16 protein-coding genes are annotated in these 14,483 nt (G+C 49.0%); 7 read left to right on the top strand and 9 right to left on the bottom strand.

What is annotated here, in order from left to right; all coding sequences use genetic code 11:
• Window positions 1–8 precede the first annotated feature (8 nt).
• From NSQ37_RS03995 to NSQ37_RS03970, 6 genes are all read right to left on the bottom strand, one after another.
• A complete protein-coding gene (locus NSQ37_RS03995; RefSeq protein ID WP_007614670.1) occupies window positions 9–320 on the bottom strand; it encodes a PTS sugar transporter subunit IIB in 312 nt (103 codons plus the stop codon).
• Window positions 321–473: 153 nt separating this feature from the next.
• Entirely contained in the window at window positions 474–1,772 is a 1,299-nt protein-coding gene (locus tag NSQ37_RS03990; protein WP_015240839.1) for an arsenical efflux pump membrane protein ArsB, read from the bottom strand.
• 12 nt (window positions 1,773–1,784) lie between these two features.
• Entirely contained in the window at window positions 1,785–2,135 is a 351-nt protein-coding gene (locus tag NSQ37_RS03985) for an ArsR/SmtB family transcription factor (protein ID WP_025285481.1), read from the bottom strand.
• Between the two features lie 102 nt (window positions 2,136–2,237).
• The gene (locus tag NSQ37_RS03980) at window positions 2,238–3,134 is read right to left on the bottom strand and encodes an ABC transporter substrate-binding protein (protein ID WP_007407746.1); all 897 of its coding nucleotides are present in this window, start codon (window positions 3,132–3,134) and stop codon (window positions 2,238–2,240) included.
• A gap of 16 nt (window positions 3,135–3,150) precedes the next feature.
• Window positions 3,151–4,164, bottom strand: coding sequence for a FecCD family ABC transporter permease (locus NSQ37_RS03975; RefSeq protein WP_007407745.1), 1,014 nt, complete (start codon window positions 4,162–4,164; stop codon window positions 3,151–3,153).
• Entirely contained in the window at window positions 4,165–5,163 is a 999-nt protein-coding gene (locus NSQ37_RS03970) for a FecCD family ABC transporter permease (RefSeq protein ID WP_042635747.1), read from the bottom strand.
• A 242-nt stretch (window positions 5,164–5,405) separates the two neighbouring features.
• Between NSQ37_RS03970 and NSQ37_RS03965 the strand changes: the two genes are divergently transcribed.
• From NSQ37_RS03965 to licH, 7 genes are all read left to right on the top strand, one after another.
• Complete coding sequence (locus NSQ37_RS03965; protein WP_007407743.1) at window positions 5,406–5,996, top strand: DNA-3-methyladenine glycosylase; 591 nt, start codon at window positions 5,406–5,408, stop codon at window positions 5,994–5,996.
• 51 nt (window positions 5,997–6,047) lie between these two features.
• Complete coding sequence (locus NSQ37_RS03960) at window positions 6,048–6,182, top strand: hypothetical protein (RefSeq protein ID WP_369719122.1); 135 nt, start codon at window positions 6,048–6,050, stop codon at window positions 6,180–6,182.
• Window positions 6,183–6,328: 146 nt separating this feature from the next.
• Complete coding sequence (gene licR, locus NSQ37_RS03955; RefSeq protein ID WP_341123247.1) at window positions 6,329–8,284, top strand: transcriptional regulator LicR; 1,956 nt, start codon at window positions 6,329–6,331, stop codon at window positions 8,282–8,284.
• 98 nt (window positions 8,285–8,382) lie between these two features.
• Window positions 8,383–8,691: a PTS lichenan transporter subunit IIB gene (gene licB / locus NSQ37_RS03950; protein WP_003150863.1), complete on the top strand. Its 309-nt coding sequence runs from the start codon at window positions 8,383–8,385 to the stop codon at window positions 8,689–8,691.
• Between the two features lie 15 nt (window positions 8,692–8,706).
• Window positions 8,707–10,065, top strand: a complete 1,359-nt coding sequence (celB, locus tag NSQ37_RS03945) for a PTS cellobiose transporter subunit IIC (RefSeq protein ID WP_015240833.1) — start codon at window positions 8,707–8,709, stop codon at window positions 10,063–10,065.
• Window positions 10,066–10,083: 18 nt separating this feature from the next.
• Window positions 10,084–10,416 carry a PTS lichenan transporter subunit IIA gene (gene licA, locus NSQ37_RS03940; protein ID WP_007407739.1) on the top strand — a complete coding sequence of 111 codons (333 nt, stop codon included), beginning with the start codon at window positions 10,084–10,086 and terminating at the stop codon, window positions 10,414–10,416.
• Window positions 10,413–11,741: a 6-phospho-beta-glucosidase LicH gene (licH, locus tag NSQ37_RS03935; RefSeq protein ID WP_015240832.1), complete on the top strand. Its 1,329-nt coding sequence runs from the start codon at window positions 10,413–10,415 to the stop codon at window positions 11,739–11,741. The genes licA and licH overlap by 4 nt, the downstream gene beginning before the upstream one ends.
• A 41-nt stretch (window positions 11,742–11,782) precedes the next feature.
• Here licH and NSQ37_RS03930 read toward each other — a convergent pair whose 3' ends face one another.
• From NSQ37_RS03930 to dltC, 3 genes are all read right to left on the bottom strand, one after another.
• Entirely contained in the window at window positions 11,783–12,874 is a 1,092-nt protein-coding gene (locus tag NSQ37_RS03930; protein WP_025650062.1) for a branched-chain amino acid aminotransferase, read from the bottom strand.
• A gap of 184 nt (window positions 12,875–13,058) precedes the next feature.
• Window positions 13,059–14,237, bottom strand: a complete 1,179-nt coding sequence (gene dltD, locus NSQ37_RS03925; RefSeq protein ID WP_012118763.1) for a D-alanyl-lipoteichoic acid biosynthesis protein DltD — start codon at window positions 14,235–14,237, stop codon at window positions 13,059–13,061.
• Window positions 14,238–14,474 carry a D-alanine--poly(phosphoribitol) ligase subunit 2 gene (gene dltC, locus NSQ37_RS03920; RefSeq protein ID WP_003150875.1) on the bottom strand — a complete coding sequence of 79 codons (237 nt, stop codon included), beginning with the start codon at window positions 14,472–14,474 and terminating at the stop codon, window positions 14,238–14,240. It abuts the gene before it with no gap.
• Window positions 14,475–14,483 lie beyond the last annotated feature (9 nt).

Here is a 14,483-nt window from a genome sequence, read left to right as displayed (position 1 = left end):
CGCCTCCTTTATTTGTTCTCTATCAAGGCAACGGCCTGTTCGTATGCTTTTTTGCCGTCTCCCATGCCGTAAGCCATCATGTCAATCACATCAACGGTGATGTGAAGCGGGTCCGCCTCTTTTTGAAGCTCACCTTTTAAAAAACTCATCTGCGGGCCGATCAGTACGACGTCTGCATCTTTCATCGCTTCTTTTGCTTTATCCTGTCCGACTGCCCAAATCTCGGCTTCCTCACCGATGGAGCGGGCGTAATTCTGCATTTTCGTAACAAGAAGGCTGGTGGACATGCCTGAGCTGCAGGCTAATAAAATTCTTTTCATGAGGAATCCCTTCTTTCATAAAGTTAAAACGTTTTCATGAATATTATAATCTTTTGAAATTAAATGTCTATACTTTTAAAATATAAAAGTTTTACTTTTCGGATTTTTGACACAAAAAAACCTTTTAAGATTCAACTTAAAAGGTTTTTCATCTCAAGCGAGCCATAACAGCCATAAATAAAGTCCGATCAGGGTGATGAATAACGTCGGAATGGTTAATATCAGACCTGTCTTGAAATACATTCCCCAGGAAATTTTCACGTTTTTCCGGCTCAGCACGTGGAGCCATAACAACGTCGCCAGCGACCCGATCGGCGTAATTTTCGGCCCGAGGTCCGAACCGATAACATTCGCGTAAATCAATGCTTCTCTCATCAGCCCGTGAGTGCCCGTTCCGCTGATGGCTATGGCGTCAATCATCACCGTCGGCAGGTTATTCATAACGGAGGAGAGGATCGCCGCGATAAACCCCATTCCGAGTGTGCCCGCAAACAAACCGTGATCCGCCGATTTCTGTATAAGCTGAGAAAGAAGATCCGTCAGTCCGGCATTCCGCAAGCCGTACACGACAACATACATGCCGACAGAAAAAAACACGATGGCCCACGGGGCGTCCTTGATGACTTGTTTTGCAGGGACGGCGGGGCTTCGCTGCGCCAGAATGAGAAAAATGACCGCGATGGAGCCGGCAACGAAGGAAACGGGTATCGACAGCAGTTCGCTGACGAAATATCCGATCAATAAAACGGCCAGCACAGCCCACGATAACCGGAAAAGGCGTTCATCCTTAATCGCGGATGCCGGATGTTTCACAAGACCGGTGTCATACCGTTTCGGAATGTTTTTTCTGAAATAGAGATACAGCACCAAAATGCTTGCCGCCAGAGAAAAAAGGTTGGGCACCAGCATGCGTGATGCATATTCAATGTATCCGATATGAAAGTAATCGGCGGATACAATATTGACCAAATTGCTTACAACGAGCGGAAGCGAGGTGGTGTCGGCGATGAATCCTCCGGCGATAATAAAAGGAAAAACCAGCTTTTCAGGTAAATTCAAAGCCCGCACCATCGCCAGTACGATCGGGGTCAAAATGAGCGCCGCTCCGTCATTGGCAAACAGGGCGGAGACAACAGCCCCTAAGACCGACACATAGAGAAACATCCGCAGCCCGCTGCCCTTGGCCGCCATGGCCATATGCAGCGCGGCCCACTCAAAAAAACCGATACTGTCAAGAATCAATGAAATGATAATAATGGCGATAAAGGCAAGTGTCGCATTCCAGACGATTCCCGTCACTTCCGCGATATCGTGCAGGCTGACTGCTCCGGCGATCAAAGCGAGGACCGCCCCGCCGCAGGCAGACCAGCCGATTGATACATGTTTCGGCTGCCATATGACAAACACAAGTGTCAGCACAAAAATCAGCGCTGATAAAACCGCAACTCCCAAGATATATCCCCCTTACCGGCATGTAACAGTGACTTCTTTTTGCCGCAATGTCTGTAAAACTTCGTCCTTTTCATCTATCTGCTGCAGAATCGAGCAAACCAGCGCGTATTCCGGACCGGACGGATGAATGGCATAGTACCGCCACTGACCCTCGCGTCTTTCCCGCACAAGGCCGGCGTTCTTTAACTTCCGCAAGTGCTGGCTGATGCCGGGCTGACTTATATGAAAAATAGCTGTCAGCTCGCAGACACAATATTCCTTATCCTTCAGAAGCTTCAGCATCAAAAGCCTCGTCGGGTCGCTTAGAAGTTTGAGGCACTGGCTGATCCCTTCGGAACTTAAAGCATGATGCCTCCGTTCCATGCGCTCACTCCTTTTTTACACTATTATATAAGCAGATGTTTATATAAGTAAACGACAATATAAAAAAGCCGGCCTTGCACTTTTTGCAAAACCGGCTCATGTTTATTTTTGGAACAGTTTTTTCGCTTCATCCATTGCTAATTTATTTCCCAGTGCTGAATAATCAAGCCAAGGCTGATCGGCAATTTTATAGACGTGGTTTGCTTTCACGGCCTTCAGCCCTTTCCATACAGCGCTTTTTTGCAATTCTTTATAGGCTTGCTGTGACTTGTCGTCTCTGTTAACGACGACGAAAATCGCATCTGCGTTGTAATCAGGCAGCACTTCTTGAGAAATGACTTCATAAGGGCGGGAGGTGTTCATTTCTTTAATGCCGTCAGCCGGTTTCAGCTTCAGATCGTCAAACAGAATCGGTCCCATCGGACGGCGTGTGCTGAAGACGCGAAGCTCTTTTGCGTTCACGCGGATCGCCATGACTTTGGCGTTTTTCCCTAATTCCTTATTCATCATGGATCTGACTTGTTTTGTTTCATCTTCGTAATCTTGAATAAATGTTTTCGCTTCTTTTTCACGGTTGACGATTTTTCCGATGTCTTTTAAATGATCGCGCCATGTGCCTTTATCAAGGTCGAAAACGTGTGTGTTTCCGATTTTCTTGTATTTTGACACATCTTTTCCCGCAAATTCTTTATCAAGATAAATGTTGTCTGGATTCAGCTCAAGTAAAGCTTCCATATCCGGGTCTGAGGCAGGTCCGAGTTTTTTCGTGTCTTTCAGCTGATTTTTCACATGAGGGAGAAAATCTTTTAATTCTCCGCCCACGACGGAACCGGCCGGTGTAACGCCGAGAGCCAGCAGATCATTTGTCAGGTGAATGGACATCGAAGCGATTTTATGATCGCCGGATTTCTTTTTTGACTCCGGCTGTGTTGAATCAGATTGGCAGGCAGCCAATAAGAAAATACACATGAAACTGACGAGCGCAATTATTTTTTTCATGGGAATACTCCTTGTTTTATGATTTGATTTTCATGACGAGATAGAGAAAATACGGCGCGCCGATGGCTGCCGCAACCACGCCGGCCGGAATGGCGTTCGGCTGAAACAAAGACCGGCCGATGGTGTCTGCCGCGACAAGAATGACGAGCCCGATTAATCCCGCAATCGGGATAATATGCTGATGCATGGTGCCGACGAGCCGTCTTGCCAAGTGAGGGGCGGCAAAGCCGATAAAGCCGATTCCCCCGGCCATCGCGACGCTCGCGCAGGACAAGCCGACCGCTATGGCGATCAGCATGATCCTTTTTCTCTGCACGTGTGCGCCGAGCCCCGCGGCTGCCTGGTCACCGAGCATTAAAATATTCAAAGAGCGGGCGTTAAGCCATGCAAGCGGTGCGAGAATGCCGATCCAGGGCAATAGCGACCACACGTGAATCCAATCCCTGCCCCAGACGTTTCCCACCAGCCAGCGGGAAGCGAATGTATAAGTTTCTTCATTCAGTCGCAGCGACATAAACAATGTAACGGCGCTGAAGCCCGCGGAAACGGCGATCCCGACTAACAGCATGCGGATCGTTAAAAAACCGTTCAGCCTGTCGTACGTAAGCACTACGATCAGCAGGGCGGCGAGTGTTCCGCCCGCAAACGTAAACAGCGGGATGAACATCGATGCCTGCGCCTCCAGGGAATGAAAGAACGTGATATACATCATCAAACCGAAGGAAGCGCCGGCATGCAGTCCGAGAATGCCCGGATCGGCAAGCGGATTTCGGGATACACCCTGCAAAATAGCGCCCGACACTCCTAAACCGATGCCGGCCAGCATCGTCACCAGAATCCGGGGAAGCCGGTAATCGAATAAAACGGTTGTGCTTTGAAACGTGCCGTATCCGAACAGCGTTTTTCCCACCGTGAGAGGAGAAAGCCGGAATGAGCCCGTATGCAGCCCGATCAGAATAATGCAAACGGCGATGACCAGCAGAATGAGTCCTGCCGCCGCCGCTTTTTTTGTTTCTTTCTGCACTTTCATTTATAAGTCTCTCCCTTCCTTGCGGGCAATATAAAGAAAGAAAGGGACACCGACAAGTGCGACCATAATGCCTATCGCCAATTCCCTCGGGGGACTGACCGTGCGCGAGGCCAGGTCAGCCAAAATCAATAGAATCGCGCCGAGTAACGCGGACATCGGAATAATCAGCCTGTACGTAACGCCGACGATCTTTCGCGCGATATGGGGAATGACCAGCCCGACAAAGCCGATCGCGCCGGCAGCGGAAACAGACACACCGGCAAGAACGACGGCGATCATTAATCCGGCGGCACGCGTCAGAGCCGTGTTCACCCCTAAATTCGCCGCCACGTCATTTCCCATTGAGAGAAGGGTGACGGACCGGCCCATGAATGTCGCGAGAATGATGAAGACCGCAATCACGGGAACAAGGACTTGTAAATGAGCCCACTTGATCCCTGACACCCCGCCGGCGTACCAGAAGGCCAAATCCTGGCTTAAATCGTAATAAATCGCCACACCGGTACTGAGTGAATGTAAAAGAGCGGCCACGACCGCCCCGGCAAGCGTCACTTTTAAAGGCGTCATGCTGCCTTTTCCCGCCGCACTGATAAAGAAAATCAAGCCGGTGCTTGCCAGTGCTCCCAAAAATGACATCACCATCAGCAGGGCGTATGATAAATGAGGGAAAAAAGCAAAACTGAGCGCAACAACAAACATGGCGCCCGCGTTTACGCCTAAGACACCCGAATCGGCAAGCGGGTTTCTCGTGACACCCTGCATGAGGGCGCCGGCTGCGGCAAAAGCGGCTCCTGTAACGGCCGCCCCGAGCACCCTCGGAAGACGCAATTCATGAATGATCTGCTGGCCCGTTATATTCGGATTGTAATCAGCAACAGCCGACCAAACCGTATGTAAAGTAATGTCTTTCGCGCCGAATGAGACGGCGAAAAAAATAGATACAAGCAGCCCGATCACCGCGATCAGGAAGAAAACCCCGTTTTTTAAGATGCTGATCAGACGGTTTGCGGACCTGACAGAATCGCTCAAAAATCAATTCACCTACTTTTATGATCATTGTCCGGTATTTATTGAACATGAGAATCATTTTCATTTGAACCATCATATTATACCGAGCCGATTTTCAAAACGCAATAGAGCGTTCAACAATAATGTCCTTTTTTTCTCTCATGTTTATATTGTAAAAAAGAAGTGAAAAACGTGAAAGAGGAAATCGCTATATTCAGAAAGGAGGGAGGCAAATGGCGGGAGAACGAAAGCCTTTGCCGATTGAATTTTACCAGAGACCGTCAGTGGAGCTTGCCCCTTTATTGCTCGGCTGTCTCTTGGTGAAGGAGACGGATGAGGGAACGGCTTCAGGTTTTATCGTGGAAACGGAAGCTTATATGGGAGCGGAAGACCGGGCGGCGCACAGCTTCGGCAACCGGCGCACGAAACGGACGGAAATTATGTTCCATGAGGCGGGCCGCATTTATACATACGTCATGCACACTCATACATTAATGAATGTCGTCGCCGCGGACATCGGCATTCCGCAGGCCGTGTTAATCAGGGCGGCGGAGCCTCATGAAGGACAGTTCCTGATGGAGAGCAGGAGACCGGGCAGACCCCCGAGAGAGTGGACAAACGGCCCGGGAAAACTGACGAAGGCGATGGGCATTTCAATGAACGACTACGGCGGCATGATCACGGAACCGCCGCTGTATATTACGGAGGGCTTTACGCCTGAGCATATATCAACAGGCCCGAGAATCGGGATTGACAACAGCGGAGAAGCCCGGGATTATCCGTGGCGCTATTGGGTGACAGGGAACCGGTATGTCTCACGCTGACCATGTTTATAAACGCTGATAACAGGGGAAAGACAAGGTAAAAGAAAGGGGATTCAGACATTGAAAAAATTTTTCAAAACGATTATCAAATGGGCGCCCGTCATCTATCCGATCATCAGAAAAATCATAAAAGAACGGAAGGCATCTAAGCGGAACCGCATGTCCGCATCCCGAACAGCCGGCTGATCCGGCTGTTTTTTTACGGGCTTGGCATCGGATTGCCGCATTGACTTGAAATCCTCCCCATTATAGAATTTACATACATTTACCCCTTCCTCATTCTTTTTGCCCATTTTTCACGTCTGCATCTGATCTGATAGGAGGTTTTTCTCATGCTTCATGGGCGGCTTCGTGAACTTCTGCGCTTGCTTTTAGCTGCTGAAACACCGGTTACAAGCTCAGTCATCGCTGCAAATGTAAAGGTAACGACGCGGACGGTCCGCAATGACATAAAGGAACTGCAAACCATTGTAGAAAAACACGGCGCATCCATTCAATCTGTCAGAGGGAGCGGCTATAAGCTGCTGATCCGGAATGAGCAGCCGTTTAAAAACTGGCTTCAGGACAATTTCCAGCAAAACAGCACCGTGCCGATTTTTCCCGATGAACGGATAGATTACCTTATGAAAAGAATGCTTCTGGCCGACGGCTACCTCAAGCTGGATGACTTGTCGGAAGAACTGTTCATCAGTAAATCCACACTTCAATCTGATTTAAAAGAAGTCAAAAAACGGCTCCGCCCCTATGACATCATTTTGGAAACAAGGCCGAACTACGGCTTTAAGCTGCGCGGCGAAGAGCTCCGCCTCCGTTATTGTATGGCGGAATACTTAGTGGACGACCGCGAGCCTGAGCCTGATCTCCTGAGTGAAAAGGCCGGTATTCTGCCGAAAGACGACATTCATGTGATCCGCACAGCCATTATGAAGCAGGTTCGAAACCATAAGATCCCGCTTTCTTTCTTCGGCCTGAACAATCTCATCATCCATATCGCCATTGCCTGCAAACGAATCCGGACAGAAAACTATGTATCTCTCATTCCGGAAGATCTTCATGATATTAAGCTTGAAACAGAATATCAGTCAGCGGAAGCCATCGTAAAAGAGCTTGAATCTGCGCTTTCGGTCACCTTTCCCGAACAGGAAACCGCCTATATCGCCATTCACCTGCTCGGGACAAAGCGCATGACCCAGTCACAACTGGAAGGAAAAGAGCTTACAAGGCTGATAGACGGGGAAACCAGCCGTTTGACGGAGGCCATGATCGAAGCCATTGAGCGGGAGCTGAAGCTCGGAATTACGGACGACAATGAGCTGAAAGCGGGTCTTGCGCTCCACATCAAGCCGGCGATTAACCGAAACCGGTACGGAATGAACCTGAGAAACCCGATGCTCTCCGCCATAAAGGAAAATTATCCGCTCGCATTTGAAGCGGGAGTGATTGCGGGAATCGTGATCAAGGAGCAAACCGGCATTGATATTCATGAGAATGAGATCGGATATTTGGCGCTTCATTTCGGAGCCGCCATTGAAAGGAGAAAGACGGAACGGCCGCCTAAACGCTGCTTGATTGTCTGTGCGTCCGGCGCCGGCAGCGCACAGCTTTTAAGAGAAAAGCTCCGTTCCCGGTTCGCAAAGCGTCTTGAAATCGTCGGAACGGCTGATTACTGCAGCCTTGACCAGCTTTCCTTTGAGTCGATTGATTTTGTGGTCAGCACAGTGCCGATCAAAAAAGACCTGCCCGTTCCCGTATTAAAGGTTCATACGCTGTTGGGCGGCGGGGATTTTACAAAAATCGAAACCATGCTGGAAGAAAAGCGGGAACAATTGAACTTTCTGAAACCGGAGCTGGTATTTTTGCAGCAGGATCTGGAGACGAAGGAGGACGTCATCCGTTTTCTCGGACAGCAGGTTGCAGCAGCCGGCCTCGCTTCTGATTCTCTGACCGATTCTATTTTTGAAAGGGAAGCGATTTCTCCTACGAGTTTCGGCAATCTTACGGCGATTCCGCACCCGCTCGTTCCGCAGACAGACACGACGTTTTGGGCGGTATGCACGCTGAAGAAGCCGATTGACTGGGCGGATAAGCGTGTCCAATTTGTCTGCCTGCTCTGCGTCGAGAAAGAAAGCAAAGCCGACCTCCAGCATATGTACAAATGGCTCGGCGGCATGTTAGATGATCCGGCCGCGGTAAGCCGTCTCTTAAAATGCACAACCTATCAGGAGGTTTTACGAGTATTCAGAGACAAACGATCAGAGAAAGACCGGGATACACCTTTTTTCCGTTAACAGCGGAAAAAGCCTGAGTAGTTATGAAAGCGATTTCATAATATGATGGTACTAACATCGAGACATACAAAATATCAAACTTTCAGGAGGTCTTTTACATGAATATATTACTCGTTTGTGCAGCAGGGATGTCAACAAGCTTACTCGTCACCAAGATGGAAAAAAGCGCGCAGGAACAAGGAAAAGAATATAAAATCTGGGCGGTGTCAGGCGATTCAGTCAACCAGCATATTGATAAAGCGGACGTATTGCTGCTTGGGCCTCAAGTCCGTTATTTGCTTCCGCAGCTGAAAAAATTGGGTGAATCAAAAGGAGTGCCGGTTGAAGTCATCAATACCGTCCATTACGGCACATGCAACGGAGCGGAGGTTCTGAAATCAGCGGAACAGCTCGGAAACGCATCGTAGAAAGGGGCGGGCCGTGTGAATAAGGTGAACCAGTTTTTAGAAGAGAAAGTCATGCCCATTGCCGGAAAAATTGCCTCCCAGCGGCATCTGCAAGCATTGCGTGACGGGATCATCCTCACCATGCCGCTTATCATCATCGGTTCATTTTTTCTGATCATCGGCAACCTGCCGATTCCGGGATATGCGGATTTCATGGCAAAGACGTTCGGAAGCGCCTGGTCTCAAAAACTGCAATATCCGGTTGATGCGACCTTTGAAATCATGGGTCTTGTCGCCGCTTTTGGAATCGCCTACCGCCTGGCCGAAAAATACGGGGTGGATGCATTATCGGCCGGTGCGATATCTTTGGCGGCGTTTCTCTTGGCAACGCCGTACAAAGTTCCGTTTCTGCCTTCCGGCGCCAAAGAGGAAATCATGGTCGGCGGCGGCATCCCGCTGTCTCTCATGGGAAGCAAAGGGCTGTTTGTCGCGATGATCATCGCCATGCTGTCGACGGAAATTTACCGCCTGATCATCCAGCGGAATTTCGTCTTCAAAATGCCGGACGGCGTGCCTCCTGCGGTCAGCAAATCGTTTATCGCTTTAATTCCCGGTTTTGCCGTCATCTTTCTGATCTGGGGCGCGCGTTTAATTGTCGAAGCGACACCGTTTGAAAGCCTTCATAACATTGTAAGCGTTGTACTGGGGACACCGCTCTCGATTCTTGGGGGAAGTCTCGGCGGAAGCCTGATAGCCGAAGCGGTTCAAATGCTCTTGTGGGCGTGCGGATTACACGGGGCGAACATAGTCGGCGGCGTCATGGCGCCGATCTGGTTCGGAGCGATGGATGCCAACCGGATTGCGTTTCAGGCGGGCGATGCGCTTCCGAATATTTTCACCCAGCAGTTTTTTGAAATCTGGATCAACATCGGCGGAAGCGGCGCGACACTGGCGCTCGTGGTCACCATGTTTCTCCGTTCGCGAAGCAAGCAGATGAAGCAGCTTGGGAAACTCGCCATCGGGCCGGCCGTCTTTAATATTAATGAGCCGATTATTTTCGGAATGCCGATCGTCATGAACCCGATGCTTCTCATTCCGTTCATTATCACACCGCTTGTCACACTGGTCCTTACCTATATCGGCATGAGCACTGGCCTCGTCGCCAAACCTGCCGGCATTGCCGTCCCATGGACGATGCCGCCGATTTTCTCCGGCTATCTTGCCACGGGCGGAAAAATATCAGGGGCTGTCATGCAGGCGATTAATATCATCACAGCCTTTATCGTGTACTATCCGTTCTTCAGAATGTGGGATTCGCAAAAGCTGAAAGAAGAAAACGAACTTGAACAATCGCAGGCGCCAGCCGTACAGGGAGACGAAAAAGCCGTGCTGTAGAGAAAGGGAGTGAAACACATGAATGAAAAAATGGAACAGACCATTTTTCAGATCATCCTGCATGGCGGCAACGGCAGAAGCGCATCAATGGAAGCCATTGCCGCCGCAAAGCGGGGGGACAGAGCCATGGCGGAAGAAAAGCTTCAGGAAGCCGCAAAGGAACTGACCGAAGCCCATCATTATCAGACAGAACTGATCCAAAATGAAGCCGGCGGAGAAAAAACAGACATGACGCTTTTGATGGTGCATGCGCAAGATCATTTAATGAATGCCATGACCGTGAAAGACTTGGCCGCTGAGTTAGTCGAGATTTACGAAAAAGTGAGTCTGCAAGGGGGAGCAAAAATATGACAAAAGGAATTAAAATTGTAACGATCGGCGGAGGTTCAAGCTATACACCGGAGCTTGTGGAAGGCATCATTAAACGCTATGAGGAACTGCCTGTCAGAGAATTATGGCTCGTCGACATTCCCGAAGGCGAGAAAAAACTCAATATCGTCGGCACGCTTGCAAAACGCATGGTCGAAAAAGCGGGTGTTCCGATAGAGATTCACCTGACGCTTGACCGGAGAGAAGCTTTGAAGGATGCGGATTTCGTAACGACTCAATTCCGCGTCGGCCTTCTTGAGGCCCGCGCCAAAGACGAACGGATTCCGCTAAAATACGGTGTAATCGGCCAGGAGACAAACGGTCCGGGCGGTTTATTCAAAGGGCTGCGCACCATCCCGATTATTCTGGAAATCGCGAAAGACATCGAAGAGCTTTGTCCGAATGCATGGCTCGTGAATTTCACAAACCCTGCCGGCATGGTTACCGAGGCCTTGCTCCGCTACTCGAATCTCACAAAAGTCGTCGGCCTCTGCAATGTGCCGATCGGCATTAAAATGGGCGTCGCAAAAGCATTGGACGTGGATGTCAGCCGGATCGAAGTGCAATTTGCCGGGCTGAATCACATGGTCTTCGGATTAGATGTTTTCTTAGACGGCGTCAGCGTGAAAGATCAAGTCATTGAAGCCATGGGAGACCCGAAAAACGCCATGACGATGAAAAATATTTCAGGGGCGGAATGGGAGCCTGAATTCCTGAAGGCGCTCGATCTGATTCCTTGCGGCTACCACCGCTATTATTTCAAAACGAAAGAAATGCTCGAGCATGAAATAGAAGCGTCACAGACGGAGGGCACACGCGCCGAGGTCGTACAGAAGGTTGAGAAAGAACTGTTCGAACTGTACAAAGATCCGAATCTCGCCATCAAACCGCCGCAGCTTGAAAAACGGGGCGGAGCGTACTACAGTGACGCGGCCTGCAACCTGATCAGCTCCATCTATAACGACAAACATGATATCCAGCCCGTCAATACGATCAACAACGGCGCGATCGCCAGCATTCCGAATGACTCAGCGGTCGAAGTGAACTGTGTTATGACGAAAGACGGTCCGAAACCGATCGCCGTCGGTGATCTGCCGGTGTCTGTCCGCGGACTCGTCCAGCAAATCAAATCATTTGAGCGTGTCGCCGCTGAAGCAGCCGTCACGGGAGATTATCAAACGGCGCTACTTGCGATGACGATCAATCCTCTCGTCCCGTCAGACTCCGTGGCAAAGGCCATTCTGGATGAAATGCTTGAGGCCCACAAAGATCATCTGCCTCATTTCTTTAAGTCGATTGAAGCATAAGAGCAGTAAAAAAAACCCGGATTCGCTTCCGGGTTTTTTGCTTATTTTGATTCGCTTAGTGAGGCGACTTCCGTCGTCCAGCCGAACACGTCGGCTTCCGCGCCTTTTTGAATGCCTGTAATGGTATCATACAATTTCTTCGAGATCTCTCCGGTTTCACCGCTGCCGATGACAAGACTTTCATCATTCCAGATCAGTTCGCCGACCGGAGAAATGACCGCAGCCGTACCGGTTCCGAATGTTTCTTCCAATCGGCCGTCACGATGCGCCTGGATGATTTCATCGATCGAAATCTTCCGCTCAGACACAGTCAGTCCCCAATGTTTGAGAAGGGTGATGACGGAATTTCTCGTAATTCCTTCAAGAATGCTTCCGTTCAGCTCCGGCGTCACGATCTCGCCGCTGATCTTGAAGAAGATGTTCATGCTGCCGACTTCTTCGATGTATTTTTTCTCAATGCCGTCAAGCCATAAAACCTGGGAAAATCCCTTCTCTTCCGCAACCTGCTGCGCTTTCAGGCTTGATGCGTAGTTGCCGGCGGTTTTCGCGTTTCCGGTGCCGCCTTTGACGGCGCGCACGAATTCGTTTTCCACGGCGATTTTTACCGGTTTAATGCCTTCTTTGTAATAAGAGCCGACCGGGGAAAGAATGATAAACAGCTTGTACGTATGGGATGCCGCTACACCGAGGAAAGGCTCAGTCGCAATGATAAACGGACGGATATAAAGGGAAGTGCCTTCCGCTTTCGGAATCCAGTCTTTGTCGATGGCTACGAGCTGTTTCAGGCCTTCAAGAACAAGCTCTTCATCAATGAGCGGGATGCAAAGGCGGTCATTTGACTGGTTCAGGCGCTCCATATTTTTCTCCGGTCTGAACAGAAGCACTTCCTGATCCTTCGTTACATACGCTTTAAGCCCTTCAAAAACGGTTTGGCCGTAATGATAAACCATGGCCGCAGGATCCATTGAGATGGACTGATAAGGGATAATTCTCGGATCATACCAGCCTTGATCGGCGTCGTAATCCATAACAAACATATGGTCGGTGAAAATTCTGCCGAACGCAAGGTCATGGGGATCCGGTTTCGGTTTTTTGGCTGAAGTCAATTCAACACGAATGTCTTGTTTCATAATGTTCTGTCTCCCTATTGGTGTTATTGTCAAACTTATTTGAAAATAATTTATATTCTATTGTATACCTTCAACAAATATTCGCAATAGTTTTCCTCAAATTTGTGAAAAAATCAAAATCACATAAAAAGCAGGGGAGAGAATGCCCCCTGCGTGTTCGTTTTTACGTATTCTGTCATCACCGTGCTCAGTGAACCGTCACCTTGCCGGTTTTGTAAAACTGCTCCATTGCTTTATCGACGTACACCCAGCCCTTCCAGGCGATATGGATGGTGTCTTTCATAAAGTACGGATCATATTCGTGCCCGGATAAGTCGGCAACCTGAAAGCCCTTCGCTTTAATTTGCTTAGTGACTTTTTTGTAGTAATCAGTCCGGCCTTTTTTCGGGAAGCCGGTGTAGTCATACCATTTTCCGTTGACCGGAATAACCACGAACATCGGTTCAGCGCCTGCATCTTTCAGAATGTCCAGCATATCCTCAAAGTCGTGATATTCGACTGATTTGGCGTATGTTCTTCCTTTGTTGATTCCTTTCACTCTCTTTACTTTCTTCTTAATCTTTTTATAAGAAGCGTCATCGATATAGAAAGGATTGGACTTGGAGCTCCGTTCTCCTAATTGAGCGGCGGCTGTTTTTAACTCTGACCACGATTTCCCTTTCAGGTTTTCAGAGATCGTCCGTTCAGGGCCCTTGTTTTCTCCCATTGAATAATAAAGATCTTTTTTCTCAAGCAGAGAATAATAAGCTTTGGCAGCCGGCATGACCGCTTTCACTTTCCATGATTGTCCGTTGACCATTCCCTTGTACAATTCAGAAAGGACGGCATCATGCTGAACGACTTTAAAACGGAGCATGCGCTTCATCATGTTCTTTTTGACCGCGGGATCAATCTGGTTATTAAATGCTAAATCCAATGCCTGAAGTGATGAAAAATTCGGCGCAAAGTGCTGTTCATCAGAACCTTTTTTGATAAACCATTGCGGAGAAACAATGAATACCAGCTTTTTGCCTTTCAGCTGCTGATAATGCGCCGCAAAGTTCACGGCGTGTATCAAGGATTGGTCCCCGCCTTTTCCGACAAGATAAGGCGTAAAGCCTTGGTTGTTCACTTGGAAATAGTTGGACGGGTGAAACTCATCCAGTCTTGAAAGCTCGGAAGAACCGAAAATCGGCAGATACTTCGAGTCTTCGAACATTTTGTTTTGAAGATAGAGTCCCTGGAACATATTCGGATTTAAGGCTGCCGCCGACTCTTCGACACGTTTTTCAGGAATGAAGCGCGTAAGCCATGAAGCCGGAACTGCGATAGCTCCGACAAACAGGACGAACGCTAAAATAATTGGTCCAAAGAAACGCTTTTTCATTTACTTCAACTCAGTCAGTTTGTTTACAATGTTGTTTGGCGTATTCCACTCGTCACGGTCAAATTCAGTGATCGGCACTGTAATGCCGAAGCGGTTTTCGATGGCGACCAGCAGCTCTACAGTTCCGAAAGAATCAAGCAGTCCTTCTTCAAAGATTTCAATATCAGGATTTTCTTTCACAGCGTCCTCCTGACAAACTTCAGCTAATACGTCTAATACTTCCTGTTTAAATTCCATGTGTTTTCA

Origin of the sequence: Bacillus sp. FSL P4-0334 (assembly GCF_038004825.1) — a bacterium.
Lineage (GTDB): Bacteria > Bacillota > Bacilli > Bacillales > Bacillaceae > Bacillus > Bacillus velezensis.
The sequence above is the reverse complement of the archived record's forward strand: the minus strand, read 5'-3'. Positions and strand labels throughout refer to the sequence as shown.

What these genes read in the sequence shown, in the direction of transcription:
- NSQ37_RS03995 (WP_007614670.1), bottom strand. Translation starts at nt 320, where the DNA reads ATGAAAAGAATTTTATTAGCCTGCAGCTCAGGCATGTCCACCAGCCTT.
- NSQ37_RS03985 (WP_025285481.1), bottom strand. Translation starts at nt 2,135, where the DNA reads ATGGAACGGAGGCATCATGCTTTAAGTTCCGAAGGGATCAGCCAGTGC.
- NSQ37_RS03980 (WP_007407746.1), bottom strand. Translation starts at nt 3,134, where the DNA reads ATGAAAAAAATAATTGCGCTCGTCAGTTTCATGTGTATTTTCTTATTG.
- NSQ37_RS03975 (WP_007407745.1), bottom strand. Translation starts at nt 4,164, where the DNA reads ATGAAAGTGCAGAAAGAAACAAAAAAAGCGGCGGCGGCAGGACTCATT.
- NSQ37_RS03965 (WP_007407743.1), top strand. Translation starts at nt 5,406, where the DNA reads ATGGCGGGAGAACGAAAGCCTTTGCCGATTGAATTTTACCAGAGACCG.
- licR (WP_341123247.1), top strand. Translation starts at nt 6,329, where the DNA reads ATGCTTCATGGGCGGCTTCGTGAACTTCTGCGCTTGCTTTTAGCTGCT.
- licB (WP_003150863.1), top strand. Translation starts at nt 8,383, where the DNA reads ATGAATATATTACTCGTTTGTGCAGCAGGGATGTCAACAAGCTTACTC.
- licA (WP_007407739.1), top strand. Translation starts at nt 10,084, where the DNA reads ATGAATGAAAAAATGGAACAGACCATTTTTCAGATCATCCTGCATGGC.
- licH (WP_015240832.1), top strand. Translation starts at nt 10,413, where the DNA reads ATGACAAAAGGAATTAAAATTGTAACGATCGGCGGAGGTTCAAGCTAT.
- dltD (WP_012118763.1), bottom strand. Translation starts at nt 14,237, where the DNA reads ATGAAAAAGCGTTTCTTTGGACCAATTATTTTAGCGTTCGTCCTGTTT.
- dltC (WP_003150875.1), bottom strand. Translation starts at nt 14,474, where the DNA reads ATGGAATTTAAACAGGAAGTATTAGACGTATTAGCTGAAGTTTGTCAG.